We start from the raw sequence: 26,330 nt of genomic DNA, 5'->3' as shown, positions 1-26,330 counted from the left end.
GCTGGTTGCTGAAATCCTTGCTTCCGCTTACACTAAAGCTATTCAAAGGAGGCTTCACCATGGACGAACGCGCACACCCACTGATCACGATCACAGATATCATTTGGAGCTTCGACACCACTACCCAAAGCGTGGACGTCTTGCTTGTGCGGCGCAGTGACGCGCCGTTTGCGGGCTACTGGGCACTGCCTGAAACGGCCATGCAAAGCTCGGAAGGCGCCCATCAAGCGGCCTTGCGTTTGGTCCGAGAAAAGATTGGCCTCGAGCTGCCGGCTGTGCATGCGGAACAACTCGCCACCTTCACGGCTCCTGAACGCGCACCAGGGGAACGCGCCCTTTCACTCAGTTACATGGTGTTTTTGCCTACCCGCCCGCAGTTGATCGCCGGCGCCGGGGCCAGCGACGTCGCCTGGTTTACCCTGCACGCCCCAGAAGCCGCGCGCTTCAGCTTCACACATGGCAGGTTGCGATTCACGACCTTGCATCCAGACGAATATCTGCACAACAAAACGCCTGCCACCAGCTTGGCCTACGACCACAACTGGATCCTCACCGTTGCCTGCACCCGGATCGCCAATAAGCTAGACTGGCAACCGACCATCTTGTTGATTTTGGGCCACGCCTTCACGCTGAAACAAGCCCGAGGCGTTTTTGCCACCTTTGGCCAATACGAACCGGATAATTCCAATTTCTTGCGTGACCACCGGCAACTGCTCACCCCGGTCGGACGCACCGCGACTGAAGGCCCGGGCCGGCCAGCCAAGACCTATCGCTTGACAGTGTAAAGACTGGGGTGTAAGCTCATCTCCATAACCGAATAAAAGTCGTTAATACTTTTATCGGCAAGGAGGAAAATTATGCACACACCCAAGCACTTATTATTGATCGTCGGAACCGCTTGGTTATTCGACGCCATGGATGTCGCCTTACTTTCATTCATCATGCCGTTGCTGAAAAGCGAATGGCAACTGTCTTCGACTCAGCTAGGCCTGGTCGGCGCGATGACATCCGTCGGAATGATCTTCGGGGCGATTGCCTGCGGGCGCCTAGCAGATACGTTTGGGCGCAAGCACGTCTTGATGGGCACCTTGATCTTATTTTCTGCAAGTAACCTCGCCTTGGCGTTCGCGCCAAACGTCGCTTGGTTCATGGTGATCCGCTTCATCACCGGAATCGGGTTAGGCGGCGAGCTGCCTGTTGCCGCAACGATGCTGGCCGATCATTTTACCGGTGTCCGCCGCTCACAGATGCTGGTGCTCGGAGATTCATTTTGGGCATGGGGTTGGATCGTTGCAAGCTTGATCGCGTACTTGGTGATGCCGGCATTCGGTTGGCGGATCGCCGTTGCGGTCACCTTGATTGCGGCATTGTACGCGTTCATCTTGCGTGAGCATCTACCACAAGAACCCGTGCACCAAGCTAGTAAGCACACCCCGTTCAAGGAATTGCTCCAGCCACAACACGCCAAGCCCTTGTTCACCTTGAGCATCATGTGGTTTATCGTGATGTTGACTTACTACGGGATCTTCTTATGGTTACCGAGTGTTTTGACGATGCGGGGCTTTTCAATCGTCAACTCGCTGGGCTACACCCTGGCGATGAGCGTCGCCCAGCTACCCGGCTATTATCTTGCCGCTTGGTTGATGGGCAAGATCAGCCGCAAGCTGATCATGGGCATCTACTTGCTTGGGACGATCGGTGCCGCCTTGGTTTTTGGCACTGCCAACTCCACGGCGATCATCTTAATCGCCGGTGCGGCCTTGTCTTTCTTTGATTTAGGCGCTTGGGGCACGCTGATTGCGTTGACTCCTGGCCAGTTTCCCCAAGCCATTCGTGGCACCGCCATGGGTTGCGCACAGTCGGTCGGCCGTATCGGTGCGACCATCGGCCCTTTCTTGGTAGGCTGGCTGTTTGATGCCGGCATCGGCATCCACGGCGTGTTTGGCATCTTTGTTGGAATGTTGTTAGTTGCACTCGTCGTGTTGCTTGTCGGCGTCAAGGACTTCAACGTGCTTGATGACACCCAAACAACTTCGGAGGCCCCTCATGCCGCTAAACTTTAATCAAGTCAAAACCAGTCTTCAGACCTTCATTGATGAAGATCTCGGCACCGGCGATCTCACCGCCAGCTTATTGGCCGGCCGCACTGCCCATGGCACCTTCTTGGCCAAAGGTGATGGCGTCGTCGCCGGCTTGCAACTGCCTGAATTTATCTATCAGTTGCTCGGTGGGCAATGGGATTACCAGCCGCTCGTCGCCGAAGGTGCCAAAGTGGCCGCCGGTACGGTGATCGCAGAGGCGTCTGGGGACATGGACATCCTGCTGGCGGCTGAGCGCTTGAGTCTCAACCTAATGCAGCGCATGTCTGGGATTGCGACTGCCACCGCCGAAGCCGTGGCGACGCTGGACGATGCCAACATCCAGATCCTCGATACCCGCAAAACCGCCCCGGGCTTGCGGGCCTTCGATAAATACGCGGTGCGTGTCGGTGGCGGCGTCAACCACCGCATGGGGCTTTACGATTGCGCGATGCTCAAAGACAACCATTGGGAGGCCGTTGGCGATCTCGGCACCGCCATTACCCAGCTGCGTCGCGTCCTCGGTCCGACCAAGAAGATCGAAGTCGAGGTGGAAACCGAAGCCGAGCTTCACTCGGCGATCAAAGCCCGCGCAGATATCATCATGTTCGACAATCAAAGCCCCGCCACCGTGCAGGCTTGGCAAAAACAGGTCCCGGCTGGCATCTTGACTGAGATTTCAGGCGGCATCACCCTCGCCAACATTCATGATTACGCAGGCACTGGTGCAGATTCGCTGTCCCTCGGCTTTTTGACCAACAGCGTCACCAACCTAGATATCAGCTTCAATCTCGACTAAGCCTTGCCGCGACTAAAAAAGATCCCGTCCAAACCGATTATGGTTTTGGGCGGGATCTTTGTGATTCTCTAGTCTGGTTATTTGAGCAAATATGGCTTATCAAATTCTTCGTCGTAGCTGGTCAAGATCTTCGGGCCGTCGTTGGTGATGACGATCGTGTGCTCAAACTGCGCACAGTCAGAACCGTCAGCGGTCACATAGTATTCCCAGTCTTCGTTAGGAACTTGCTTGGCGGCAATCTTCCAGGTGCCGGTAGTAATCATCGGTTCGATGGTGATGGTCATGCCAGCCTTGAGCCGCAAGCCGTGCCCCGCTTCGCCATAGTGTGGCACGTTAGGGCTTTCGTGCATGGTCGGCTGGATGCCGTGGCCAATCAATTCGCGAACGTCGCCGTAGCCGTTTTCGTCTTCGGTGAAGTGTTGGATCGCGTAGCCAACATCGCCAAGCCGGTTACCGACTTGTGCCTGGTCGATGCCCAAGTACAAGGCTTTTTTGGTGATGTCCATCAGCTTCTGGCGCTTGTCAGAAACCTTACCAACCGCATAAGTGCGGCAGGCGTCGGACATGTAACCTTGCCAGTTCACAACCGAATCCACGGCAACAATGTCGCCTTCTTGAAGGATCAAGCCCTTGCGCGGGATCGCATGCGCGACTTCATCGTTGATCGAAACACAGGTAGCGTAGTTGTACCCTTCGACGCCTTTTTCTTCAGCGACGGCGCCGTGCGACTCGATCCATTCGTTAGCGAACTTCTCGATTTCCCAGCTGGAAATTCCCGGCCGGATGATGGTTTCAAGCTTCTTGTACATGTCGCCCAAGATCTTACCGGACTTAGCCATGCCTTCGATTTCTCGTTCTGATTTAAGCGTGATCAATGTGTGCACTTCCTATTTAAAATTGTCTTCGTTCTTCAGTGTAACACAACTGCCATTAATGACAACAAAAGTCGCTCCTGGCGCGGTTTTCAAGCCTATTTCACAGAAGCAACATACTGCTTGAGCCCACTAAGCAATGGTGTGTGCGTCATGAAGCCAAAGGCGTTGATCTTGTCAACATTCGCATAAGAATCGCGGATGTCTCCTTGGCGGGCGTCTTGATAGGTCGCGTTAAGCTTCTTGCCGGTGATCTGTTGCAGGTCATCAGCGACTTGTTGCAAGGTGGTTTGCTTACCGTTAGCGATGTTGAAGACGTCTGCGCGCGCTTCTGGCGTATGCAGCAGGCCGATGATAGCAGACACCACGTCGCCAACAAAGACGAAGTCGCGCGTCTGGCCGCCATCCCCGAAGAACGTGAACGGCTTGTCGTTGATCAAGGCGTTCAACAGGATCGACAACACGCCGCTGTATGGGGATGCCGGGTTCTGCTTAGGCCCAAAGACGTTGAAGAACCGTACGGTGACAAACGGCAGGTCGTACAGCCGGGCATAGTTGATGATAGCCCGCTCGGTGGCATACTTGTCGACAGCGTATTGTGTCAGCGGATTCACCGCCATGGCTTCTTGCTTTGGCAAGGCGGGATCGTCACCGTAAACCGCCGCAGAGCTGGCGAAGAACAACTTTTTGAGCGGAATGTGTTCCGCGCGGATCGTCTCGATAATGTTCAGGTTTGCTTCTTGGTTGATCTCGTGGGTGTAATATGGGCGGTCAACGGAATCAGCGACTGAAGCGATCGCCGCCAGCAAAACGATATAGTCAAACTTCTCGTTGCGCACCAAATCACTCATGAAGGCGTGATCGGTGATGCTGTGTTCCAAGAACCGCACCTTGTCAGATTGCGGCAGGTTTGACTTCAACCCCATCGATAGATCATCGACGACCACGATTTCATTGTCGCCTAACACCAGCTGATCCACCAGGTTAGAACCAATGAAACCGGCGCCGCCAGTGACTAAATATTTTGCCATTTGAATTCCTCCTGAATGCGCCGAGATAACAGCGCCAGTTGCATACACATTATTCTACCATATTCCACAAGTCACGCCGCATGCAACAGGTAGCCGTTCGGTCAAGATTTTGCTATAATGGCGTGAAAGCACGTTAAGAAAGGAAGTTTCGGCATGGTCAAAGCAGCAATTGTATATGCCAGTATGACTGGGAACAACGAAGAAATCGCAGGCATCGTTGAAGAGGAGTTTGAGAAATATAACGTCGAGGTCGACACCACCGAGGTAAGCCAAGCAGACGCTGAGGATTTCGAAGACGTCGACATCTGTGTCGTCGCCACCTACACCTATTCAGATGTCGGCGATGGCGTTTTACCTGACGAGGCGGTCGATTTCTTCGATGACCTCAAGGAACTTGACCTCACCGGCAAGGTTTACGGGACCTGTGGCTCAGGCGACAGCTTCTATGATGACTTCTGCACCAGTGTCGATGACTTCGCTAAGGCTTTTGAAGCCACCGGTGCCACCAAAGGCGCCGAATCCGTCAAAATCGATCTGGCCCCAGAAGACGATGATATCAAGGCGCTGGAAGCCTTCACTAAGGCTTTGGTCGACAAGCAAGCCAGCCTATAATTAGAAGAAGCATTAGCAAACGTCGGGACAACCCCACCTGCGGGTAGGTTGCCCCGGCGTTTGCGTTTCTGCGCGAAACGCTTAATATAATTGAAGCCGATTTCAGAAACCACGTGCACAATTCAATCGGACGATGTATACTCTGGATAAAGGTAGGTGTTCGATATGCTTTATGATTTTAAAGCAACGCTAGAAAATGGTGAGACATATTCACTCGATCAATATCGCGGCAAGGCTTTGGTGATCGTTAATACCGCCACCAAATGCGGTTTCTCGCCGCAGTTCAAACAACTCGAAGAATTATATCAAAAGTATCAAGATCAAGGCTTGGTGGTGCTCGGCTTTCCGTCCAACCAGTTCAAACAAGAACTCGCGTCCGGTAGCGAAGCGGCAGAAGCCTGCCGCATGACCTATGGTGTGACTTTCCCGATGCACACCATGACAGTGGTCAATGGCGACAATGCAGATCCGCTGTTCAAGTATCTCAAGCACGAAGCGCCAGGCGCTTTGGGCGAGTCCATTAAGTGGAACTTCTGCAAGTTCTTGGTCGATCGTGACGGTCAAGTCGTCGAACGCTTCGCACCAAAAACCAACCCAGAAAAAATGATTCCTGCGATTGAACAAGCACTTCAAGTCGCGTCTAAATAAACACCAAAGGCCCGAGAAACTGGTTAGTTTCTCGGGCCTTTGGTGTTTTTTAGTGTTGGCTTAACGCTTTTGGTACTGGCGCTCTTGCCCTTCCACGCCAGTCAGTACGAAGTCGCCGGCAAAATAATCAGGGTCTGCTTGATAATCTTCAGCGCTATATGGCACCTTATCTTGGAACACGTGCTCGTATTCAGTAACGCTCAGGCGCTTGCGGCCGTCAAGCAACTCACGGTGAGCGGCCGAGTGTAACTGCTTTTTGAACCCTTCGACCAACGTCGCGGAGAAGAACTCTCCCACGGCGCCCGACCCGTATGAGAACAACCCCAGCCGATCGCCTGCGCGCAAACTGTCATCCAGTTCGAGCAAAGACAACAGCCCCAAGTACAGCGACCCGGTGTACAGATTACCCACCCGTCGTGAATACTGGATGCTGGCGTCAAAATGCTGCATCAACTGGTCTTGTTGGTCTTCGGCTGCCGTTGGTAAGACCAACCGCAACGCTTTAAGGCCCATCTTTGTGTAAGGCAAGTGGAAACACAACGCCTTGAAATCGGCAACGCGACGGCCAGACTCCTGCTGGTACTGCTGCCAGACCTTCTGGAAAAAGTCGAGGTACTGTTCGGTGGAATACTTCCCTTTGGCAAGTGCCAGGTCGGTGTATACTGGGCGCCAAAAATCCATGATTGACTGACTGCGGTATACCGAATCATCGGCCAAGGCCAAGATCCGCGGTTCTGTGCTGACGATCATCGCCACTGCACCGGCACCTTGTGTGACCTCACCGCCGGTCGCTAACCCATAGCGCGCGATGTCAGAAGCAATCACCAGTGCCTTTTTGTCAGGATGCGCAGCGACAAAATCACGCGCCATCATCAGTGCTGCCGTCCCACCGTAACACGCTTCTTTCAACTCGATGGCCCGGGCCCATTCACTCAAACCAAGCAACTGCTGAATATACAATGCTGCGGCTTTTGAAGAATCGATGCCGGTTTCAGTTCCCAACGCGATCAGCCCGATCTTGTCGCGGTCTTCTGCCGTTAAGATTTCCGCGGCTGCTTGGGCGCCCATCGTCACGATATCTTGGCTGCCTGGAGCCACGGCTTGTTGATCCTGGCCGATACCGATAGTGTATTTGTCAGGCTCATCACCTCTAGCCTTGGCCAATTCGACCAAGTCCAGATAAAATCCCGGTGTCGCCATGCCGATCTGATCGATTCCAATTGTCACGATGTCTACCCCTTTTGTTTTCTGATTTGTGCCAACAAGGCTTGGGCGGTAGCCAGATCTTTGTTGGCGTTTTGCAACGCCGCCGCCACCGCCTGAATCTCGTCACCTTGCGCCCCGGCCTGCATCGCCAGCGCATTGGCTTGAAGCGCCATGTGCCCTTGCTGAATGCCGGGCCCAGCCAGTGCCCGTAAAGCGGCGAGGTTTTGGACTAAACCCAATGCCGCCAAAACTCGCTGGAGCGTCGCCACATCCGTATAGTGGCCGAGACGCTTGGCCGCCTGGGCCGCTGGTAGCGCAGAGATCGCACCACCGACCACGCCGACCGGCAACGGGAGTGTCAACTGCCCACGCAACCGCTCATCTTCGATCTGCCAGGTGCTCAGGCCCCGGTATTGACCGGCGCTTGCCGCGTATGCGTGCACCGCGGCCGCGACTGCACGGGTATCGTTACCAGAAGCCAATACGCCGGCTTGAATGCCGTTCATGATGCCTTTGTTATGTGTGACCGCACGCGCGACATCCACTTGGGCAAGCCGCGAGAGCTGGGCGATACGGTCAGCCACTTCAGCGCCGGTGCGTCCTTTGGTAGCCACAGCCGCCACAGGAATGGCGACTTTAGCAGTCGTCAGCTGTGTGCTGGCGTTACTCAAAATCGCGACCAAGGCAGGCTGATGCAACCACTCCCCGATCACCTTAGCCAAGGCCTCGCAGATCGTGTTCACGATGTTGGCTCCCATGGCTGCCTGCGTGTCGATGGCCAAAGTCACTTTCAGGAACTCAGCCACCGACGTCACGGTCACATTGCGCAACCCGCCGCCGCGACGAACGATTGATGGATGGGCGGCTGTAGCCGCGGCTTGCAACGCAGGGATTTTTGCCGTGATCAAGGCCGCCGCCGCAGGCACATCTGCCACCTCGGCAAAAACAATCTCGCCTTGCACCAAGTGGGCTGTCGTGGCGGTCTGGACGCCACCGCCCATGGCCGCCAACCGCGCGCCGTTAGATGCCGCCGCAATCACGGAAGGCTCCTCAGTGCTCATCGGGACCTGATAAGTGACGCCGTCGACAAGTAGATTACGGGCGACACCCAGCGGTAAAGCAAACTGGCCAATCTGATTTTCGCTCAACGCTGAAGCCACTCCGGCAGGCAACACCGAATCTTGTTGCCAAAAGGTGGCATCTTCAGGCGTCAGGTAGCCTTCTGCCACCAGTTGCTTCAACCGTCCGGCGGCGTCTTGTTGATAAAATTTCATCCGCTTCTCCTATGCCCGCAACTGCATGGCAACCCCTATGCCACCACCGACGCAAAGCGCTGCGACGCCGGTGTGTTCCTGCAAACGCCGCAGTTCGTGTACCAGCGTCACCACCAGCCGCGCACCGCTGGCCCCTAATGGATGGCCTAAAGCGATGGCGCCACCTTGCGGGTTCACCCGAGCTGGGTCGATACCAAGATCACGGACGACCGCGACGCTTTGGGCGGCAAACGCCTCGTTCAACTCAAGCGTGTCGATATCATCAATAGCGGTATCGGTCTTGGCTAGCAGCGTTTCGATCACCCGCTTTGGCGCGTACCCCATGACCCGAGGCGCGATGCCACCTTCAGCGTAGCCATCAATTGTTGCCAACCACGACAAACCCAGCTCTTTTGCTTTGGCTTGGGTCATCAAAATCAACGCCGCGGCGCCATCGTTGATGCCACTGGCGTTACCAGCAGTGACGGTACCGTTGCTCCGAAATGACGGGTGCAACTTTGCAAGCTTCTCTGCACTCGTGTCTGGACGCGGGCCTTCATCTTGAGTGACAGTGATCTCCCCGCGGCGGCTCGCCACCGTTACAGGCGTGATCTCGTCACTAAAATCGCCGTTTGCGATTGCTGCAACGGCTTTTTGATGTGACGCCAGCGCAAAGTCATCTTGTTCCTGACGGGAAACTTGATACTCTGTCGCAACGTTTTCAGCCGTGATACCCATGGGTTCGTTGCTGAAAGCATCCGCCAACCCGTCTCGCATCATTCCATCAACGAAAGACACATCCCCGAGTTTCTTGCCAAAGCGCATGTTCGGCGCGTAAAACGGCGTCTGACTCATGTTTTCAGTACCACCAACCAACACGATCTGCGCGTCTCCCATGGCGATTGCGGCTTGGCCGAGACGGATCGCCTTGAGGCCGCTACCGCAGACTTCATTGACGGTCATCGCGGTGCTTTCGGGACGCATTCCGACGCCCAGCGCGATTTGGCGGGCAACGTTTTGACCAGAATTTGCTTGCAAGACATTGCCAAAAATCGCCTGATCGATGCTTGCCGGGTCGATTCCTGCCGCTTGGATCGCGGCTGCCGCAGCGTGTTGCCCTAACTCAACGGCAGAAAGTGAACTGAGCGCCCCGCCAAACTTACCGATGGCAGTCCGCTTGGCGCTAACGATTACGATTGATTCCATGCTGTCCTCCAAGTGTGCCGGTATGCCGGCTGCGACGAAATTGTACTCAATCATTATACGCGATTGACTCGGGTTTGGGTAACTACCATAAAGAATTCTTAAGCCTCACTGGTAGGCATCAACGCGACCAAAAATAACATGGCACCAAAAAAGGCGTGGGCTTAACGCCACACGCCTGATCAGCGGTTATGATTGCAACGTCACGCCCACGGTTTCGACATGATCGTCTTGATAGACGAAAACCGCCCCGAAGATCCCCGGACGAGTCTCCCACCCTAGGATCGGTGCCCCGGCGAAAAACAGGCGCTTAGCCTCGGTTTCTGCCACCACCGATTCTTTGGCAAATACTGTCACCCCAGAAAGTTTGGTTTGCAACGGCGCCCCCGTGCGCGAATCAAGCAGATGGTGATATTGCTTGCCGTCGACGATCAAAAACCGCTCGTAGATGCCGCTGGTAACCGCTGAACACGCCGGTAACACCACACGGCCGAGCTCGACATGCCGCTTTTGTTGCGGATCTTGGACCCCAATCACCCAACGGCCGTCTTGCCGGCGGGCGGAATCCCCGACAAAAAGCAGATTCCCGCCCAGATCGATGATGCCACTGGCGACGCCATACGCACGCCAGAGATCCGCAACGCGATCGGCGATCTCGCCTTTGGCGATCCCCCCTAAGTCGAGTTCCATCCCGGATTTGGTCAAAAACACCGACTGTTCGGCATCGTTTAAGACGACATCAGCGGGGTCGATCAGCTGGCGGCGTTGCGCGATCGCTTCAGCGTCCGGCACGTGCGCGCCTTCAAAACCAATCGCCCAAAGCTTGACCAGCGGCCCGATCAACGCGTTGAAGCCGAAATCTTCACGACTGGCGGCAACGGCGCGACAAACCAGCTGATAGGTCTCGTGCGACACCCTCACTGGCTTATCGCCGGCAGCATGATTGATTGCCATCACCTCGGACACCGGCCGGTTGACCGTCAGCCGATCTTCGTATTCCACGATCAAGGCACTCGCCGCATCCAGCGCACTATCGCTGGTTTCGCCAAACGTCGTCAAGGTGATCGTCGTCCCGAGACCGTGGGTGATCTTAATCCGCTTGGTGGTTGCTAAACTCAATGTTCTGAAGCCCCACTAGTGGCATCTGGTTGGCCGGCATCGCTCGCAGGTGCAGCTGGCTGGTCGGTGTCGGTGGCACTTGCCCCACTGGCGGCGTCAGACTTACCAGCCGGTTCCGTGGCGGCACCTGTGGTTGCGCTGGCACCGCTGGTGGCATCGGTTTGGCTGGCGCCGCTAGTGCCGTCGCTGGCCCAGGCGCCTTCTTCATAGAAGTTCAAGATGTGCTCGACAGAACCGGTGAACTCGATGGTGCCCAGATAAGACCCGTCAACATCGCGTAATGCATAATATTGGATCAACACGCGGTGGCCGTGCATGACCAGCGGCCGCGAAACGGAATCTTGGGACCCGTCTTTGAAGGAATTGATGATCTTCATCACGATCGGCAATGCCTTAGGCGGATGGCATTCCTCGACGCTTTCTCCGAGTTCGCGCGGTGAACGCACGTGTTCGCGATTCGGCTTATTGGAAAACCAGGTGAAATGATCGGTGTGGTCGATCAAGTCGATTTCAAACGGAATCGTTGAAAAGATCTGTTGCACCTCGCGGAAGCTCAAGCGTCCGGTTGGAAAGTTGATGTACGCGTCGTCTAAATATGGTTTGTTGATGCCCATGTCAGAATCCCCCGTTTCGATTTGTTCGATGAAGTTCATAAAGTTGACAAAGTATCGCTCCAGCTCGCGTTGCACTGAGGCAGAAGTGACGTTGCCATCGACAAACACCTTGGCCGCATTCCCGATCAACATTTCATTGCCAGACAGTGTATACGAATCACAATCCGGTGACGCCAAGATCTGGCGCAGATGTTCTTGCGCGCGAGAAGATGCCTGTTCCCCGTAGCTGGCCCCAACGATCATCGCCGGTTTGTGGCGCAAGACATTGGAACGATACGACAGCCACTCGATGGCAGACTTTAACGCCGCCGGGATAGAGTGGTCGTATTCAGGCGTCGAAAAAATCACCCCATCGGCCAACTGCACGGCTTTTTTGAACTTCCAGATGGCCATATCGGGCTTTTTATCAACAGAAAATGCCGGCAGCTGATCGATTTCCACAATCTGGATGTCGGCCAGCTGGCTGAAGTGTTTTTGCATATATTGGAGCAACGAGCGGTTGTAGGAAAAATCCGCGTTGGTGCCAACAATCGCCGTTAATTTCATTGTCCGTCTCCTTCCTTGCTAGCGGCATAAAGTTGATGCATCGCTACAAAATCTTTGAATTGCTGGTAGCAAAGCGTCAAAAAGTCGACCGTACCGGTGTCTTTAAGTTCCCCGTCGGCATCAAACGCCTCGTCTGCGGCGCCGAGCAAAAACTCGTTGCCGGAAAAGACTTGGGCGTTGACCCCTGGTGAGTCTAAGATCTGGCGCAGGTGTAGTTGCGCGCGGGAAGAGCCTTGCGGATAGATCGACGCACCCACGATCATCACCGGCTTATCTTGGAACGGATGCAACCGGTAAGATTCCCATTCAATGACCGATTTCAGCCCAGAAGGCACACTGTGGTTGTATTCTGGACAACCAATGATGACCCCGTCGGCAGCTTCGATCGCTTGGGCGAGCGCGACGGCGGGTTGCGGATCTTCTTGCGGATGGTTTTCATTGAACATCGGGAAATCGAGGATATCGATCACTTGAATTTCGTCATCGGCAAAATGGCGATGCATATACTGTAACAATTTGCGGTTGTATGAATGGGCGGCGTTGGAGCCGACGATTGCGACAAATTTCACATTAATCACTCCTTATTGTCAGCGGCGGCAACTCAATTGATGAAGTTGCCAATAAGCAAATTGTAACCGATTTAACAAAGATTGCAATCACTGATGATTGCGATTCACTGTCTCTTATCGCCTTCATTCTTGGCATTTTCTAAGATACCGTAATGAACGCCTTTTCAATTGCAACACAAAAGTAATTGTCAATCGCTTCATAATTCTTTAGAATGAAAGTTGTGATTAGAATCACGCTTACATATAATTTTGGAGGAAAATTTTTACCATGCGTAAAACTAAAATCGTTTCGACCCTCGGGCCAGCGTCCAATGATCTCAAGACCATCAAGGCCTTGATCAATGCCGGCGCCAATATTTTCCGCTTCAACTTCTCGCACGGCGATCACGCCGAACAGCTCGGCCGGATGAACTTGGTCAAGCAAGCGATGAAAGAAACTGGCGTTAAAGTTGGCTTAATGCTGGACACCAAAGGCGCGGAGATCCGCACGACCGCGACCACAGACGGTAAAAAAGTCGAGTATGCCACCGGCGACAAGATCACCTTGTCCATGAACACCGGCAAGCTCAGCCAAAAAGGCGCCGTCGACATTACCTACGGGGGCTTGTACGATGACGTCGAGATCGGCCATCACGTCTTGTTCGACGACGGCTTGTTAGACACCGAGATCATCGCTAAAAATCCCGACAAACGCGAATTAACGCTGGAAGTGCAAAACCCAGCAGCGCTGGGTTCTAAAAAAGGCGTCAACTCCCCTGGCGTTTCCTTGCAGCTCAAAGGCATCACCGACAAGGATAAAGACGACATCCGCTTCGGGGTCGCCCAAGGCATCAACTTCATCGCGGCCAGCTTTGTCCGCAAGGTTTCTGATGTGCAAGAGATCAAAGACGTGCTCAAAGAAGTCGGTGGCGAAGACGTCTTGATCATCCCCAAGATCGAATCTCAAGAAGGCATCAACAACGCCGATGATATCCTCGAAGCCGCTGACGGGTTGATGGTCGCCCGTGGGGACATGGGCATCGAGATCCCTTATGAAGAAGTGGTCGCCGTGGAACAAGAATTGATTCACAAGTGCAACCTCGTCGGCAAGCCGGTCATCACCGCGACGCAGATGCTCGATTCCATGCAAGAAAACCCGCGGCCGACACGTGCTGAGGTGACCGACGTGGCCTTTGCGGTGTTGCAAGGCACCGACGCAACCATGCTTTCTGGCGAATCTGCTAACGGGGATTACCCTGTCCAGTCTGTCCACACGATGGCTGTCATCGACGAACGTGCCGACAAAATGCTACCCAAGCACAGCCCTGTGCTCGATGAACTAAAGCAAGCTGGCTCAATTACCACGACGACCGCCATCGCCGCGGTCACAGCAGCTGAGCGCGTCAATGCTAAAGCCATTATCGCCTTAACTGCCAGTGGCTACACCGCCCGCCAGATTTCCCGCTTGAAACCAGTTGCCCCGATTCTGGCTGTCACCTATGACGAGCGTACCGCTTCCAGCCTGTTGTTATCTTGGAACGTGACGCCAGTCGTGTTCGACAAAGGCAAAGAATTTGAAGCCTTGGTCGCAGAAGCCGAAGCCAAACTGGTCGCTTCGGGTGAGCTAACTGCCGGCGACGTGGTGGTCATCGTTGCCGGACTGCCGCTGTATGAACCAGGCTCCACCAACAACGTGATGTTGCGACGTGTCGCCGACTAATATCAACAAAGCGCCTGCCACAATTGTGGCAGGCGCTTTTACTTTGCTCAGCTTTGTTCCTGCTGACGAAACCGCTTCTTGAAGAAATCATGGAGCTTGCCTCTAGAGTGATGTAGATGCCCTGTGAAATATTCAGCGACCAACGCATTGATCACCGCCCCGATCAACAGCAACATCGCACTGAAGTTGAGCCACAATAGCAACACCATGAAGGTCCCGATCGTCCCGTAGGAGCTGAACCGGGCACCAAAATAGCGCATATAAAGCGAAAAGCCTTGCGCGAGCGCCAACCAGGAAACGATCGTGAACACCCCGCCGGGAAACACCGTCCACATTGCGATGCGAGCGTTGGGTAAGAAATAATCGAGGACAAAAATCACGACCACCAACGCAGACAGCGTCACCGGCCAACGTAACGTGTCGAAGGTGCTCAACCAACCATCTGATAATCCTAAGAGCGGCACTAACCATTCGAGAAACTGGCGGCCGAAGGTAAACGCGATCATGACTAGCCCTAACAGCAAAACCAGCGAGAAGATCATCAGCATCGATAACAAGCGCTGGACGATAAAGTTTGATCGCGGATTGACCCCGTACGCCTTATTGAACCCGTTTTTCAAGCCGTTGACGCCCAAACTCGCGGCCCAAAGCGTCCCGATCGCCCCGATGGACAACGCCGACCCAGAAGTTGAATTAAGGAGGTTATGAATGACAGGATCGATCCAACCCATGATCGATGCGGGTACCACCTGTTCGAGGTAGTCGCTCACCCCATCATAACTCAGCCCAAAAAGTGGCAACAAGTTTCCCAGCAGGATCAACATGGGAAATAACGATAAGAGAGAATAAAAGGCGAGACTGGCTGCCGTAGCGCCAAGTTCAGCATCCCCAAAGCGGCGGATGGCCAGCTTCAAAAACTCACGAAACTTGACACGTTTGGGCAATACCTTGTTAGCTAATGGGATCCGTGTATCTGCCAACACCTGGCGCTCATCGTCGGTCAGCTTCATGGTGTGATCGGGTTGCGGACGTTTTAAAACCCACCGTCGCTTCGCGCTCATGACGCCTTCCTCCTTTAACGTCAAAAGGTGGGTCATTGCCCACCTTGAAGACCTAATACGCTTTAACAACATTGCCACTGGCATAAACGAAATACATGTGGATGGCAACGCTTGAACCATCTGCTTGCGTCTGATACAACCCGACTTGATAAGCTGGGACCCCGTTGTAATCGGTCGAATAATCGATCACACCCACATTGTCGACACGTCCGGCAACGGCGTTGGGATTCTGGGCGAGGTATGCTTGCATGGTTGCGACCGCCTTTTGCTTCGCGCCGGCGCCGCTTGTGGCCGCTTTGCTTGAAGAAGCGGCACGGCTAGAAGACGAGTCACTCGCGGCTGACGCATTAGAAGCTGCCGCTTGCGAGGACTGGCTGGCAGCAGCTGTTTCGGCGCGGCTGGCTGACGCAGACTTGCTGGCAGCGATCATGCTGGCGCTAGCGGCCCGTTTACTTGAAGCAATGCGGGCGCTGTCACGTTTCTTGGTCGTTTTCTTGGCCGGTTTATGCGTGCTCGCCGACGACTTTTTACTCGACGACACGACTTGGATTTTCGCCGGGGCGTGATGCTTGGTGACAGTCGACTGCCGCGCCGCACTAGCACCGATGCCAAAATGCGGCAAGACCCGATCGTAAGCCAGCACCGCCGCTAACAAAACCACCACCACGACGAGTTGCCGCCGCGCAGAGCGAACAACAATGACCATCCGCCGCTCACGCGTGCGCACATATTCTTTGCGCGCCGCCGCAGTATACCGAATGTAGAAGCTGATCAAAACGATCACCAAAAGCGCCACTAATGCCAATTCACGCACTAGCATATTATGTAGCAAACTGACCCCCATAATTGCGACCCTCCATTGATTACGATAGGCTAATTATAGCAGTGTGGCATGCACACGGCCAACTCTCTGGCGAAAAAAAGCCGACGACGCGATCAAAAAAGACCCGCCCCAGGCCCACGGGTTTCAGGACTGTGACAGATCATCGTTGTTATCAGGATTTAGTCGAGCAGTTCATGAACTTGAAAAGGTAGTGGCTCGATGGCTGCTTTTTGCCATTGACCCTTCAGCGCATCAGTGTCGACACTGGCATCGACCAACGCGATACCACAATCTCCGCCACCGGCACCGCTAGACTTTGCCGCCCCGCCGGCACGTTCTGCTAGATCACACATTTTTTGGAGAATTGGGGTTTCGATCTCAACCCCTGACAAGCTGGCTAAATGGTTGAGTAATTGACGGTTGGCACGAATACCGGCTTGAATTGCCGCCAAGGAATGCCTGCGGAAGCCTTCAATTAAGCCTTCAAGCGTGTTGCGGCTGGCCGCTAAAAACGCCTGGTATTCGTCGTGCTGCTTTGCTTGAGCGATGGCAATCTTGTCCACCAAGCGGCTGGTCGAAGCCGGCGAGCCGGTCCAGCCAATTAACAGTTGCATGTTAGCCGGCGCATCGAGCAATTCGATCGACAGATCTGGCCAGTCCATCTCAAGCAACTCGGAAAGCGAATGTTCTCGCCGTTCGGCCGCAAGCCACGCCTTGTCAAAGGAGCGATAAGCGATCCACCCGCCATAAACGGACGCGGCAATGTCACCAAGGCTCCCGTTGCCTTGGATGTCCAAGTGTGCGATCGCAGCGAGTTTGTAGATTTGATCTTTGGACATATGCAACTGATAGAACTGATTCAACGCCTTGACGGTCGCCACAGTCACCGCTGCAGAAGAGCCCAGCCCATATTTTTTCCCGTCGGTAGCATCAAGGTCGGAGTCGACATCCATGTTATAAAGCGATAACGGCTTGCCTAACTCACGCGCGTAAATCTCGGTGCAACGGATTGCACTCAAGATATAGTGAAATGGGTTATCGCGGTTATCAAAAACCATCTCATCACCGTTGCGTTGCCAAGTTAACGAATTCTCCTGGTACTGCTTTGAGTTGATGCTCCCATACGTGTCGGCGACTTCCACTGTTACCGTCACGAATTGATTTAAAGCCACGATTACCGCGGGGTACCCAGTTTCCACCACCGCGTATTCACCGGCAATATAAAGCTTGCCTGGCGCCTGCGCTGTTACCAATCCATCAGAACCCTTCACCAAAATTTTTCAGACCGTATCACGATCTTGTGCGCTATGATTATACGTCCAATGGCGGATAATGTCTCATCCCACCCACAACCGTAACTAATTCTTGAGAAACGCACCTTATCTATTCTATTCATCTTGAATCGGAAAAACAATAACCAATGTTTTCTGAAAAGGTGCTTGGATCTATCGCTTCATGCTCATGTTTTAGATAAGTCGCGCTGACACCACGAAAAAGCGCAAGTCAACGCACACGATGACTTGCGCAATGCCGATATGTTTGTGTCCCACCAATCAACCCACGAGTTCTTGATTGATCTTGATCTGCTTGGCGTCGATTGAAAAGCGCTTGTTGGCGATAAAGTCATGAACAACGGCCTGCAAGATGTCCGTCATCTGGCTCCGGGTCAATTCGATGAAACCCGGTGCCATCAAGTTGCAGATCCCCGTCGCCACAATCCACAAACCAGTCAAGGTGTCCCGGCGGCGCTGCGGATCCAGCTTGACTGCCGGTGCGTAATCATTGAACCGTTTGAGGGCGGTCGAAAACGCAAACTCGCGCATCTCAGCGACACCAAAATGATCTTCGACAAATACCGCACGATAAAGCATCCGGTTTTCCAAAGCAAAATCGATATAGGCCAACCCCAAGTCGACAATCGGATCATCTGTGTATCGGCGAGACACTTGATTCGTCAGTTCGGTTTTGATTCGTTCCATCACCGCAGACTTCAACTCCCCCATTGAGTTGAACTCCAGATAGATTGGCTGCGTCGAACAGTTCAAATGCCGCGCAATATTACGCGCCGTGAAGCTCTTGAAGCCTTCTTCGACGACGAGTTGATAAGCTGTCTCTAAAATCTGCGTTTCTGTGATTGACTTTCTGCGAGCCATGCGGTTCCCCCACTTTCATACTGTTTACCCCAGGATACTTATAATGTTATTTTACCAAAGCATCACGAAAACGCAATCATTAATGTTTAGAAAAACACATAATCCGCTGAGATGCGCTTCACCTAGATAAAATGACACCTTGTTCACCACCGTGGTTTGTCCTGCTGCAGGGCCCAAATGTTATCTGGTCGCCTTCATTAAAGTACCAGCTAACGCGGACCACGCAACAAAAGTCATCAAAAAAGCAGCCACATGGCTGCTTTTGTTGAAACTATTCCGCTCGCAAGGCGATCGCGGCATCTTTTTTGGCCGCCATCCGGGCAGGCACATGGCCGCCTAAAATCGTGAGGATCGTCGAAACAATCACCAAGATCACCGCGTGCAGCGGATTCAAGACGGCAACGTTGCTCAATCCTGTGACCCCGACAAGCAAAGAATTAATTGGGAAGGTCAATGTCCAAGCGACGACGACCCCGAAGACACCAGCCCCGAAGCCTAAGATGAACGTCTCCGCGTCAAACACCCGCGTGATGTCTTTCTTCCGTGCCCCTAAGGCCTTCAGCACCCCAATTTCTTTGGTGCGTTCCAAGACGCTGGTGTAGGTGATGATTGCGATCATGATCATCGAGGTGACCAGACTGATCCCGGCAAAGGCAACCAAGACGTAGGTGATGGCATCCATCAACCCACCCGTCATGTCAGAAACTGTCCCTGCCAGATCGGTGTAAATGACCTGGTCAGCCTTCGCTTTGCCTTTGTTCCACTTGTCAAGATATTTCAAAACCTTGTCTTTGAGCTTAAAACTAGACGGATAGATCTGAATCGACGTCGGGGTACTCGAACCACCCAAGCTCGTCAGCAGCGTGCCGCGCGTGGCGGCATCCATGCTTTGGCCAGTAATCACGTTGGCCTGACTGCTCTTTTGAGCGGTGACGATCGCCGAGTTTTTATTGGCGTTCAAGACCTGTTTGGTCAACGCGGCGCTATACGCCACCCCACTCGCCAACAAACCATCAGAATTCTTGGACTTGACCCGCACGATCCCGGAAACAGTGAGCGTCTTAGTGTTGGCCGCAGACGCAGCTTGGTCCAAATTTTGCGTTGGCATGAAGGTGCCAGTCGGAAGCTTGGTGTAATAGTTGTTGTTGGCAACGACCTGTACCTTGGTGCCGACCAAGTCGCCAAAGTTGAGTTTTTGGCCTTCCTTCGGAGTGTAGCCCAGGTTCTTCAGCGCGTTGATATCAATGGAGTTATCCTTGTTGACGACTAAAATGATGTCAGTCGTCTTCGTCGGGTACTTCCCTGCAATCACCTTGTAATAGGTTTTCAAGAAACTTTGACCACCGTTGCGGTCGATTGGGTAAACCGAACCTCCGACGCCGGTGGAAGCCGCCATCATCGACGAGTAATCGACACTCTTAGAATCAGGGTTAGCTGTCGAGAAGGTGACGGCTTTATACTTACCGTCAACTTTACGGATCAGGTTCATCCCCGTCCCGTAAGTCACAGCTATGTTCTTAGCATCTTTTTTAGGCACCTTGTTGATGTAATCTAGATACTGATCGGTGAGTTTGTTGGTGTGTTGCGCTTTTTCTGCGTCAGACTTTTCTGCAGTCAGGTGGTTTGCCTTAGAAAAAGTTTTGGTCTTGGTGCCGGTCATCATCGAACTGGTATCCGTACCGGTTTGAGAGATCGTCACCGGCATCGATGCCATCGCTTCAGATTGGGTCTTATCGATCTGCTTTTGGAAACCGTTGGACAATGCCAACACGACTGCAATCGAGATGATCCCAATGCTAGAGGCAAACACGGTCAAGAACGTCCGCCCTTTTTTGGTGCGGATGTTGTTAAAGCTGAGCTTCAACGCTGTCCAGTAACTCATCTTGGTGTGGTTGAGCTTGAACTGATCATCTTGGCCAGCCTCAGCGAATGGATTGGAATCATGTTGGATCTGGCCGTCAGCAAACTCGATCACCCGATCCGCATACTTCTTGGCGAGATCAGGGTTATGTGTCACCATCACGACCAGGCGTTCTTTGGACAGGTCGCGGATCAGCTTCATAATCTCTTCTGAGGTCTCAGAATCCAGCGCCCCAGTCGGTTCGTCTGCCAGCAAGATTTCAGGATCATTGGCGATCGCCCTGGCGATCGCGACTCGCTGCATCTGCCCCCCAGACAGCTGTTGGGGGCTTTTGTGCATATGTTCTTTTAAGCCAACACGGATCAAAGCATCCTCGGCTCGCTGGCGCTTTTCCGCGGCAGACACGCCTGACAGCGTCATACCCATCTCGACATTATCCATGATTGACAGGTGTGAGATCAGGTTATATGACTGAAAAATAAACCCGACCGAATTATTCCGATAGGCATCCCAGTCAGCATCTTTGAAGTCTTTGGTCGACTTGCCTTTGATCAACAGATCCCCGGAATCGTAGCGGTCCAAGCCACCAATAATGTTGAGCATCGTCGTTTTACCAGAACCGCTGGGACCCAGGATCGCGACGAATTCTTGTTCACGAAAGGCTACCGAAACATCGTCTTGCGCCTTGGTGGTGGTGCCACCCACGTGATAATATTTCTTAATGTGTTTGAGTTCGAGCAAGTAGCGTCTCCCCTTTTTCTCCGCAGCATCCGCCGCGTATACTTGACAAAAGATAAGTATGCGGACATACTTATCTTTTGTCAATTGTTTGGACACAATTCAGTTAAAATGCGACTTAAGGCTGAATTGGCAACCAAAAAGGGGGATGGCGATGGTACCGCAAGATAATGTCGAATTGTTTGGGCAATTATTTGCAACCTTGGCCCAAGGAGTGTTACAAAACCTTTCTATTGAAGAACTCGATCTTACCCCACAACAAATCATGACGCTGGTGATGGTCTACTCCCATGAAGGCGCGAGCATGAGCCGCTTGACCACTCTGATGGGCACCACTGCACCCCAACTCACGCGCACGATGCAAAGCCTCGAAACCAGGTACTTGGTCCGCCGCGAGCACAACGTCGATAACCGGCGCGTCGTCAACGTCTACCGCACCACTGCAGGCGATGCCATCGTTGAAGCTCACATGCGACGCGTGCAAGCCCGCATTGCCGCTCGGTTAAAGGACCTGTCTGCCCAAGACCACCACCGTCTCGATGCGGATATGGCAGATATCATCAGTCTTTTTGCCAAAATCGGGATCGTTAGTCTCAAACCAAAGCCGCTTTCAAAAATGTGAACACAAACAAGCGTTGCAACCGCACGCTCCTAACCAGGAGGCGCAGTTGCAACGCTTGTTTAGTCTGATTAGACCTTGGCCAAAGCCGCGGTGACGCTTCGCCGCATCGGGATCGAAGGCTGGGCGCCCAGGTGTTGGATGGCGAGGGCTGACGCCATGCTGGCATAGCGCACCGCGGCCAGCACACTGGAGGCGTCTGGTTGCAATTCCGCGCTGAAAGCCCCAATAAAAGTGTCCCCTGCTGCCGTCGTGTCGACAGGCATCGCCGCAAAGGCTGGCACCAGTGTGTGTAACCCAAGGCCAGAAATATAAGCGCCTTGCTCCCCAAGGGTGATGATGACGATCTTGACGCCATGCTTATGGAACCAGTCTGCGTTGGCTTGCCAATCAGCCTGGGTACGCACCGGCAGACCGGTCAAGGCGGCACTTTCGGTTTCGTTGGGCACGATGATATCAGTCGTCGTCAACAAGTCAGGCCTCAACGTCGCTGCCGGCGCTGGATTCAACAGTGTCAAACTGTTCTGGGCACGCGCCTGCTTGAAGGCTTCAACGATCACAGGTTGTGGGACCTCGAGTTGCGCGATCACGATATCGCTGGCTGGAACGGCGATGTCTGCCGGGACGAGGGCAAAGTTGGCCCCGTGCTGGATCAAGATGGAATTCTCTCCGCCGGCTTGAAGCAAAATATAAGCCTGACCGGTGGCGGTGTGTGGTTCAACCTTGACGGCAGTGGTGGTGACACCAGCGGCTTGCAGTTGCTGCAACATAAACCGCCCATCATCGTCTTCGCCGACCGCGCCGCAAAACTGGACCACTGCCTGGCTACGCGCAGCGGCAACGGCTTGATTGGCACCTTTGCCACCGGCTGCACGCGTGGTACGACGCACGGCCAAGGTCTCGCCCGGTTGCGGCAAGCGCGAAATTTGCAAAATATGATCGACGTTGATGCTCCCGACGATCGCGATTTTGTTAGGCATTTGCTCATCTCCTTTTAATCCAGCATAACATTTTCTATGTTATCATTTGGGCTATTGTGGAAAATTAAGGGGGTAATCACCATGTCAAAATCAGTGCGTCGCACCATTGCGATCTTGATTTTCAGCGAGTTCTTGATCTGTCTGGGAATGAGTCTGATCTTCCCTGTGATGCCTTTCATCAAAAATAGCCTCCATCTCAGCGCAACGGATATGGGGATCATGTCATCACTATTCGCGCTGACGCAGTTCATCAGCTCCCCTATCATCGGTAGGTTGTCGGACAAACTCGGACGCAAACCGATCCTGGTCGTGGGCTTAGCGTTGTTTGCGCTGTCTGAAGCCCTTTTTGCGTTAACAAACCATCTCTACATGTTTGATCTGTCGCGGATCATCGGCGGCTTGTCTGCCGGCATGTACGTACCTACTGCCCAAGCACTGGCAGCCGACGTCACCGACCACCGGCAACGCGCCAAAGTCATCGGGTGGCTGTCGGCAAGTCTGTCTGGCGGCTTGATCTTGGGGCCTGGTCTTGGCGGTATGCTGGCCAACTACGGCTACAAGGTGCCGTTTTGGGTGGCGGCCATTTTCGGAGCCTTGGCCTTGGTGGCGCTGATCGTCTTTCTGCCAGACGACCGCAAGCTGGTCGCCCATCGCGACGTCCGCCAACGGCCAACCAGCACTGCCAACTGGAAACAAGTGTTGACCGGGCCGATGCTGATGCTGTTCATTTTGATCTTAGTTTCCAGTTTCGGGCTGCAAAGCTTTGAAAGTATTTATTCGATCTTCGTGAATGAAGTCTTCCATTTTACCTTGAGCGATATCGCCTTAGTGTTGACGCTCAACGGTATTATCTCGTTGATCCTGCAAGTCGTCTTCTTCGATCGCATCGTGATCTGGTTGAGCGAAATTGGACTGACGCGCATTAGCTTCCTCGCCAGCGCCTTGGCCGTGTTGTGGATCAACTTTGCCCACGCCAAATGGGCGGTCATGGTCGCCACACTGATCGCCTTCACCGCCTTCGATTTGTTGCGGCCGGCCATCACGACGCTGTTGACCAAACAAAGCCGCGACAATCAAGGCGTGATCAACGGGTTGAACCTCAGCCTGACGTCGATTGGGAACATCGCCGGACCGCTAATGGCAGGCGCGTTGCTCGACTGGAACTACCATATTCCTTACGCGGTGGTCGTGGTATTCCTGGCGGCCTCGTTTTTAATCACATATGCCGTAAAATTAAAATCAACCCAATAAAAAACCACTGGCCTTCCCGATTGCTCGGAACGGTCAGTGGCTTTATTTAATTATTGGGCGTCGTAGGCTTTCTGGAACAATGCTACGATCTGGTCTTTGGTGGCCTTGCGTGGATTGGAGAAGGCGTTATCGTCTTTCAAGGCGTTTTCCGCCATCAGCTCGAAGTCTTCAGGCTTGGCCCCAATGTCTTTGATCGAACGCGGGATGCCAACGTCTTCAGACATCTGACGCATGGCTTTGATCGCCAGCTCAGCAGCATCGCGCGTAGACAAACCGTCGATGTTTTCACCCATAGCGACTGCTAACTCCGCGAAGCGCTCAGGGCAAGCGATGATGTTGAATTCTTCAACCACCGGCAACAACAAGGCGCAGCAGACACCGTGTGGCGCATCGTATTGGCCGCCAAGTTGGTGCGCCATCGCGTGCACATACCCAAGATCAGCGTTGTTGAAGGCCATCCCCGCCAACATCTCGGCTTCGACCATGCCGCTGCGAGCATCAAGATTGTGGCCGTTGGCGACGGCTTCACGCAGGTTCTTTTCGATCAGGCGAATCGCCTGCAGGCATTGGCCATCGGTGATCGCGTTGCGGTTGGTGGAAACATATGGTTCGATGGCCTGAACGAAAGCATCCATCCCGGTCGCTGCGGTCAGCTTGGCAGGCACGTCGAGTTGCAGCGTGGGGTCGTTGAAGGAAACCAGCGGAATGTTCCGCCAAGAAACAACCACGAACTTCAGATGAGTCTCTTGATTGGTGATGACGCAGTGGCGCGTCAGCTCGCTACCGGTACCGGCGGTGGTGTTGACTGCCATCAACGGTGGCAACGCGTTTTTCAAGGTTTCGATGCCAGCCAAGGCGGTGATGTCGTCGCCGTTGGTCAAAATAATCCCAGTGCCTTTACCGGTGTCATGCGCGGAACCGCCGCCGACGGTGATCAGACTGTCACAATTTTCGGCCAGATACTGCGCCTTGGCAGCTTGAATGTTGTGAATCTTCGGATTTGGTTCGACTCCTTCAAAAACGGAATAAGTCACGCCAGCAGCTTTGAGTGATGCCAGCGTCTGGGCGACAGGACCGTTTTCGACTCCGGCCAAGAATTTGTCCGTGACGATCAGCGGATGCGTCATGTTCAGCATCTTCGCACGTTCGCCGATCTTGGCGATGACCCCCGGTCCAAAGAAGTTAACACTCGGCATTAAGAAATCAAAATTTGTTTTCATAGCGGCAATCACCTTTCGTTTTTTGATTACGGTTTCATAGTACGTGACTGTGTTCACAAACACAACGGACAGATTTAGGAATCTGTCCGTTGCATTCACAATGCCATTAACCGATTAACCAAAATGCCGATGGCTGCCATCACCCCGATAACCTTAGCCAGCAGGACGTTGAACTGGACCCAACTGGTCAAACCTACAGGTGCGAAGAAGTGCAAACCGAAAAATACAATAATCAACAAAACAATCACAAGTGGTAGTCCAACCCAGGTGTTGCGCAGATCTTGACGCGAAAGGCTCGCACCAAACGTCAAGAGCACTGCCGCAACCAACCATCCCAACACCCATGGCCAATCAGGTGTTGGTGCCACCTCTCCTAATTTCTGCCAAGAGACACCGGGAAACCACGCGTGTTTGCCAAGTAGTAGCAAGAAGCTCCCGATTCCCCACAGCGGTGCCGCGCTCGCCAAAGCCACACCTAGTCGTTGCCACCAGGAATGACGGTTATACCGGAAACTCACATGAGCGGCGGAATTGGCATCAGGACGCAGTGAAAATTGCGTCACCTGCACCCCAAAAAGCAACCCGACAAGCGCGTGGAGTGTCTCATGAACAAATATTCCCGGCCGCATCAGCCACAGTTGAAAGTTGGCCTTACCAGTGCGGTTGACGACGGCTTGCACAGTTTGACTGTTCAGCCAAGACAGCCCGACGCTTGCGGCGATGACGAGGCCTAGCGTCAAGCCCACGGTCATGATAAAAATTGGCATCTGTTCTCCTTCTTGCCAGCTACGATGCACCTGGCCGTGATGATAGTCCCAGTTAACCACACATTTTGAGGAGTTGCATGAGATCGGCGGTTTCTTGAACAATATTTATGCTACTATATAGTCAAAATCAATCAGGGGGCACATACAACATGAACGTGATTTTTCACATCGACGATCAGGCCAAATGGCCGACGTTACTCAGCAACGTCGAACATTTTCACGAGTGGTTGCTCGCACAAAGCGACAATTCGACAATGGAGGTCTTGATCAACGGTGAAGCAGTTGAGTCTGCAGTGACCGGCTCAGACATCGATCTGGGGCTGCTGGCGCGCACCGTCAATATTGTTGTGTGTGCCAACTCCTTGCACCAACGCAAGATCAGTGAAAACCAGTTGCAAGATGGCCTAACCACCGTACCTTCCGGCGTGGTAGAGCTCGCCCAGCGGCAACACCACGGTTTTGCGTATATCAAGCCTTGAGCGTGGTGGATTCACGACCCGCCAGCCAATCATCCACGCAAAGAAGCCTCGTCGTTTCCGACAAGACTTCCGCGTGTTAGCTTTGGGGCATTTCTTCCAAGCTATCGCCTTCCAGCCGACACTGGAAGG

Annotated in this window: 25 protein-coding genes; 9 read left to right on the top strand and 16 right to left on the bottom strand. The window is 53.6% G+C overall.

Translation table 11 applies throughout. The features are described from left to right. Nucleotides 1-59: 59 nt before the first annotated feature. The 3 genes from ACYVRB_RS03120 to nadC all read left to right on the top strand — a co-directional run bounded on the left by ACYVRB_RS03120 (nucleotide 60) and on the right by nadC (nucleotide 2,877). Complete coding sequence (locus ACYVRB_RS03120; RefSeq protein WP_461213481.1) at nucleotides 60-785, top strand: NUDIX domain-containing protein; 726 nt, start codon at nucleotides 60-62, stop codon at nucleotides 783-785. Nucleotides 786-857: 72 nt separating this feature from the next. Then, complete coding sequence (locus ACYVRB_RS03115; RefSeq protein ID WP_461213480.1) at nucleotides 858-2,063, top strand: MFS transporter; 1,206 nt, start codon at nucleotides 858-860, stop codon at nucleotides 2,061-2,063. Next, nucleotides 2,047-2,877 (top strand): carboxylating nicotinate-nucleotide diphosphorylase, encoded by an 831-nt coding sequence (gene nadC, locus ACYVRB_RS03110; protein WP_461213479.1) that lies wholly within the window; start codon nucleotides 2,047-2,049, stop codon nucleotides 2,875-2,877. Before ACYVRB_RS03115 ends, nadC begins: the two co-directional genes overlap by 17 nt. A 77-nt stretch (nucleotides 2,878-2,954) precedes the next feature. Here the strand turns inward: nadC and map are convergent, their stop codons facing one another. Beyond that, nucleotides 2,955-3,752, bottom strand: a complete 798-nt coding sequence (map, locus tag ACYVRB_RS03105) for a type I methionyl aminopeptidase (RefSeq protein WP_461213478.1) — start codon at nucleotides 3,750-3,752, stop codon at nucleotides 2,955-2,957. Nucleotides 3,753-3,847: 95 nt separating this feature from the next. Then, the gene (locus ACYVRB_RS03100; RefSeq protein ID WP_461213477.1) at nucleotides 3,848-4,780 is read right to left on the bottom strand and encodes an NAD-dependent epimerase/dehydratase family protein; all 933 of its coding nucleotides are present in this window, start codon (nucleotides 4,778-4,780) and stop codon (nucleotides 3,848-3,850) included. 153 nt (nucleotides 4,781-4,933) lie between these two features. Between ACYVRB_RS03100 and ACYVRB_RS03095 the strand changes: the two genes are divergently transcribed. Together ACYVRB_RS03095 and ACYVRB_RS03090 are read left to right on the top strand one after the other, a co-directional pair. Beyond that, complete coding sequence (locus tag ACYVRB_RS03095; RefSeq protein WP_461213476.1) at nucleotides 4,934-5,392, top strand: flavodoxin; 459 nt, start codon at nucleotides 4,934-4,936, stop codon at nucleotides 5,390-5,392. A gap of 165 nt (nucleotides 5,393-5,557) precedes the next feature. Next, complete coding sequence (locus tag ACYVRB_RS03090; protein WP_461213475.1) at nucleotides 5,558-6,040, top strand: glutathione peroxidase; 483 nt, start codon at nucleotides 5,558-5,560, stop codon at nucleotides 6,038-6,040. 60 nt (nucleotides 6,041-6,100) lie between these two features. Here the strand turns inward: ACYVRB_RS03090 and ACYVRB_RS03085 are convergent, their stop codons facing one another. The 6 genes from ACYVRB_RS03085 to ACYVRB_RS03060 form a co-directional block, all read right to left on the bottom strand. Continuing rightward, nucleotides 6,101-7,267: a hydroxymethylglutaryl-CoA synthase gene (locus ACYVRB_RS03085; RefSeq protein ID WP_461213474.1), complete on the bottom strand. Its 1,167-nt coding sequence runs from the start codon at nucleotides 7,265-7,267 to the stop codon at nucleotides 6,101-6,103. A 5-nt stretch (nucleotides 7,268-7,272) separates the two neighbouring features. Next, the gene (locus ACYVRB_RS03080; protein WP_461213473.1) at nucleotides 7,273-8,520 is read right to left on the bottom strand and encodes a hydroxymethylglutaryl-CoA reductase, degradative; all 1,248 of its coding nucleotides are present in this window, start codon (nucleotides 8,518-8,520) and stop codon (nucleotides 7,273-7,275) included. Nucleotides 8,521-8,529: 9 nt separating this feature from the next. Continuing rightward, nucleotides 8,530-9,705: an acetyl-CoA C-acetyltransferase gene (locus tag ACYVRB_RS03075; RefSeq protein WP_461213472.1), complete on the bottom strand. Its 1,176-nt coding sequence runs from the start codon at nucleotides 9,703-9,705 to the stop codon at nucleotides 8,530-8,532. Between the two features lie 186 nt (nucleotides 9,706-9,891). Next, the gene (locus ACYVRB_RS03070) at nucleotides 9,892-10,821 is read right to left on the bottom strand and encodes an FAD:protein FMN transferase (protein WP_461213471.1); all 930 of its coding nucleotides are present in this window, start codon (nucleotides 10,819-10,821) and stop codon (nucleotides 9,892-9,894) included. After that, nucleotides 10,818-11,981, bottom strand: a complete 1,164-nt coding sequence (locus tag ACYVRB_RS03065; protein WP_461213470.1) for an NADPH-dependent FMN reductase — start codon at nucleotides 11,979-11,981, stop codon at nucleotides 10,818-10,820. The genes ACYVRB_RS03070 and ACYVRB_RS03065 overlap by 4 nt, the downstream gene beginning before the upstream one ends. Next, nucleotides 11,978-12,550 (bottom strand): NADPH-dependent FMN reductase, encoded by a 573-nt coding sequence (locus tag ACYVRB_RS03060; protein WP_461213469.1) that lies wholly within the window; start codon nucleotides 12,548-12,550, stop codon nucleotides 11,978-11,980. Before ACYVRB_RS03060 ends, ACYVRB_RS03065 begins: the two co-directional genes overlap by 4 nt. Nucleotides 12,551-12,818: 268 nt before the next feature. Between ACYVRB_RS03060 and pyk the strand changes: the two genes are divergently transcribed. Next, the gene (gene pyk / locus ACYVRB_RS03055; protein ID WP_461213468.1) at nucleotides 12,819-14,249 is read left to right on the top strand and encodes a pyruvate kinase; all 1,431 of its coding nucleotides are present in this window, start codon (nucleotides 12,819-12,821) and stop codon (nucleotides 14,247-14,249) included. 47 nt (nucleotides 14,250-14,296) lie between these two features. On the opposite strand, the gene ACYVRB_RS03050 is transcribed toward pyk, so the two are convergent. The 5 genes from ACYVRB_RS03050 to ACYVRB_RS03030 form a co-directional block, all read right to left on the bottom strand. Next, nucleotides 14,297-15,259, bottom strand: coding sequence for a YihY/virulence factor BrkB family protein (locus ACYVRB_RS03050; RefSeq protein ID WP_461213549.1), 963 nt, complete (start codon nucleotides 15,257-15,259; stop codon nucleotides 14,297-14,299). Between the two features lie 103 nt (nucleotides 15,260-15,362). Next, nucleotides 15,363-16,154: a hypothetical protein gene (locus ACYVRB_RS03045; protein ID WP_461213467.1), complete on the bottom strand. Its 792-nt coding sequence runs from the start codon at nucleotides 16,152-16,154 to the stop codon at nucleotides 15,363-15,365. A gap of 158 nt (nucleotides 16,155-16,312) precedes the next feature. After that, nucleotides 16,313-17,386: a phosphomevalonate kinase gene (locus ACYVRB_RS03040; RefSeq protein WP_461213466.1), complete on the bottom strand. Its 1,074-nt coding sequence runs from the start codon at nucleotides 17,384-17,386 to the stop codon at nucleotides 16,313-16,315. Between the two features lie 300 nt (nucleotides 17,387-17,686). Beyond that, on the bottom strand, nucleotides 17,687-18,286 hold the full coding sequence (locus ACYVRB_RS03035; protein ID WP_461213465.1) for a TetR/AcrR family transcriptional regulator: 600 nt from the start codon (nucleotides 18,284-18,286) through the stop codon (nucleotides 17,687-17,689). Between the two features lie 271 nt (nucleotides 18,287-18,557). Beyond that, on the bottom strand, nucleotides 18,558-20,888 hold the full coding sequence (locus ACYVRB_RS03030) for an ABC transporter ATP-binding protein/permease (protein WP_461213464.1): 2,331 nt from the start codon (nucleotides 20,886-20,888) through the stop codon (nucleotides 18,558-18,560). Between the two features lie 151 nt (nucleotides 20,889-21,039). Between ACYVRB_RS03030 and ACYVRB_RS03025 the strand changes: the two genes are divergently transcribed. Continuing rightward, entirely contained in the window at nucleotides 21,040-21,507 is a 468-nt protein-coding gene (locus ACYVRB_RS03025; RefSeq protein WP_461213463.1) for a MarR family winged helix-turn-helix transcriptional regulator, read from the top strand. Nucleotides 21,508-21,575: 68 nt separating this feature from the next. Here the strand turns inward: ACYVRB_RS03025 and rbsK are convergent, their stop codons facing one another. Beyond that, nucleotides 21,576-22,484, bottom strand: coding sequence for a ribokinase (gene rbsK / locus ACYVRB_RS03020; protein WP_461213462.1), 909 nt, complete (start codon nucleotides 22,482-22,484; stop codon nucleotides 21,576-21,578). A gap of 81 nt (nucleotides 22,485-22,565) precedes the next feature. Between rbsK and ACYVRB_RS03015 the strand changes: the two genes are divergently transcribed. After that, nucleotides 22,566-23,735: an MFS transporter gene (locus ACYVRB_RS03015; RefSeq protein ID WP_461213461.1), complete on the top strand. Its 1,170-nt coding sequence runs from the start codon at nucleotides 22,566-22,568 to the stop codon at nucleotides 23,733-23,735. 50 nt (nucleotides 23,736-23,785) lie between these two features. On the opposite strand, the gene ACYVRB_RS03010 is transcribed toward ACYVRB_RS03015, so the two are convergent. Both ACYVRB_RS03010 and ACYVRB_RS03005 read right to left on the bottom strand, forming a co-directional pair. Then, entirely contained in the window at nucleotides 23,786-24,955 is a 1,170-nt protein-coding gene (locus tag ACYVRB_RS03010; RefSeq protein ID WP_461213460.1) for an iron-containing alcohol dehydrogenase, read from the bottom strand. A 95-nt stretch (nucleotides 24,956-25,050) separates the two neighbouring features. Next, on the bottom strand, nucleotides 25,051-25,722 hold the full coding sequence (locus ACYVRB_RS03005; protein ID WP_461213459.1) for a hypothetical protein: 672 nt from the start codon (nucleotides 25,720-25,722) through the stop codon (nucleotides 25,051-25,053). Nucleotides 25,723-25,871: 149 nt separating this feature from the next. Here ACYVRB_RS03005 and ACYVRB_RS03000 point away from each other — a divergent pair, with 149 nt between their 5' ends. Further along, on the top strand, nucleotides 25,872-26,201 hold the full coding sequence (locus ACYVRB_RS03000; RefSeq protein WP_461213458.1) for a DsrE family protein: 330 nt from the start codon (nucleotides 25,872-25,874) through the stop codon (nucleotides 26,199-26,201). Nucleotides 26,202-26,330 lie beyond the last annotated feature (129 nt).

The sequence above is a fragment of the Lacticaseibacillus boliensis genome (assembly GCF_054784775.1).
The sequence above is the reverse complement of the archived record's forward strand: the minus strand, read 5'-3'. Positions and strand labels throughout refer to the sequence as shown.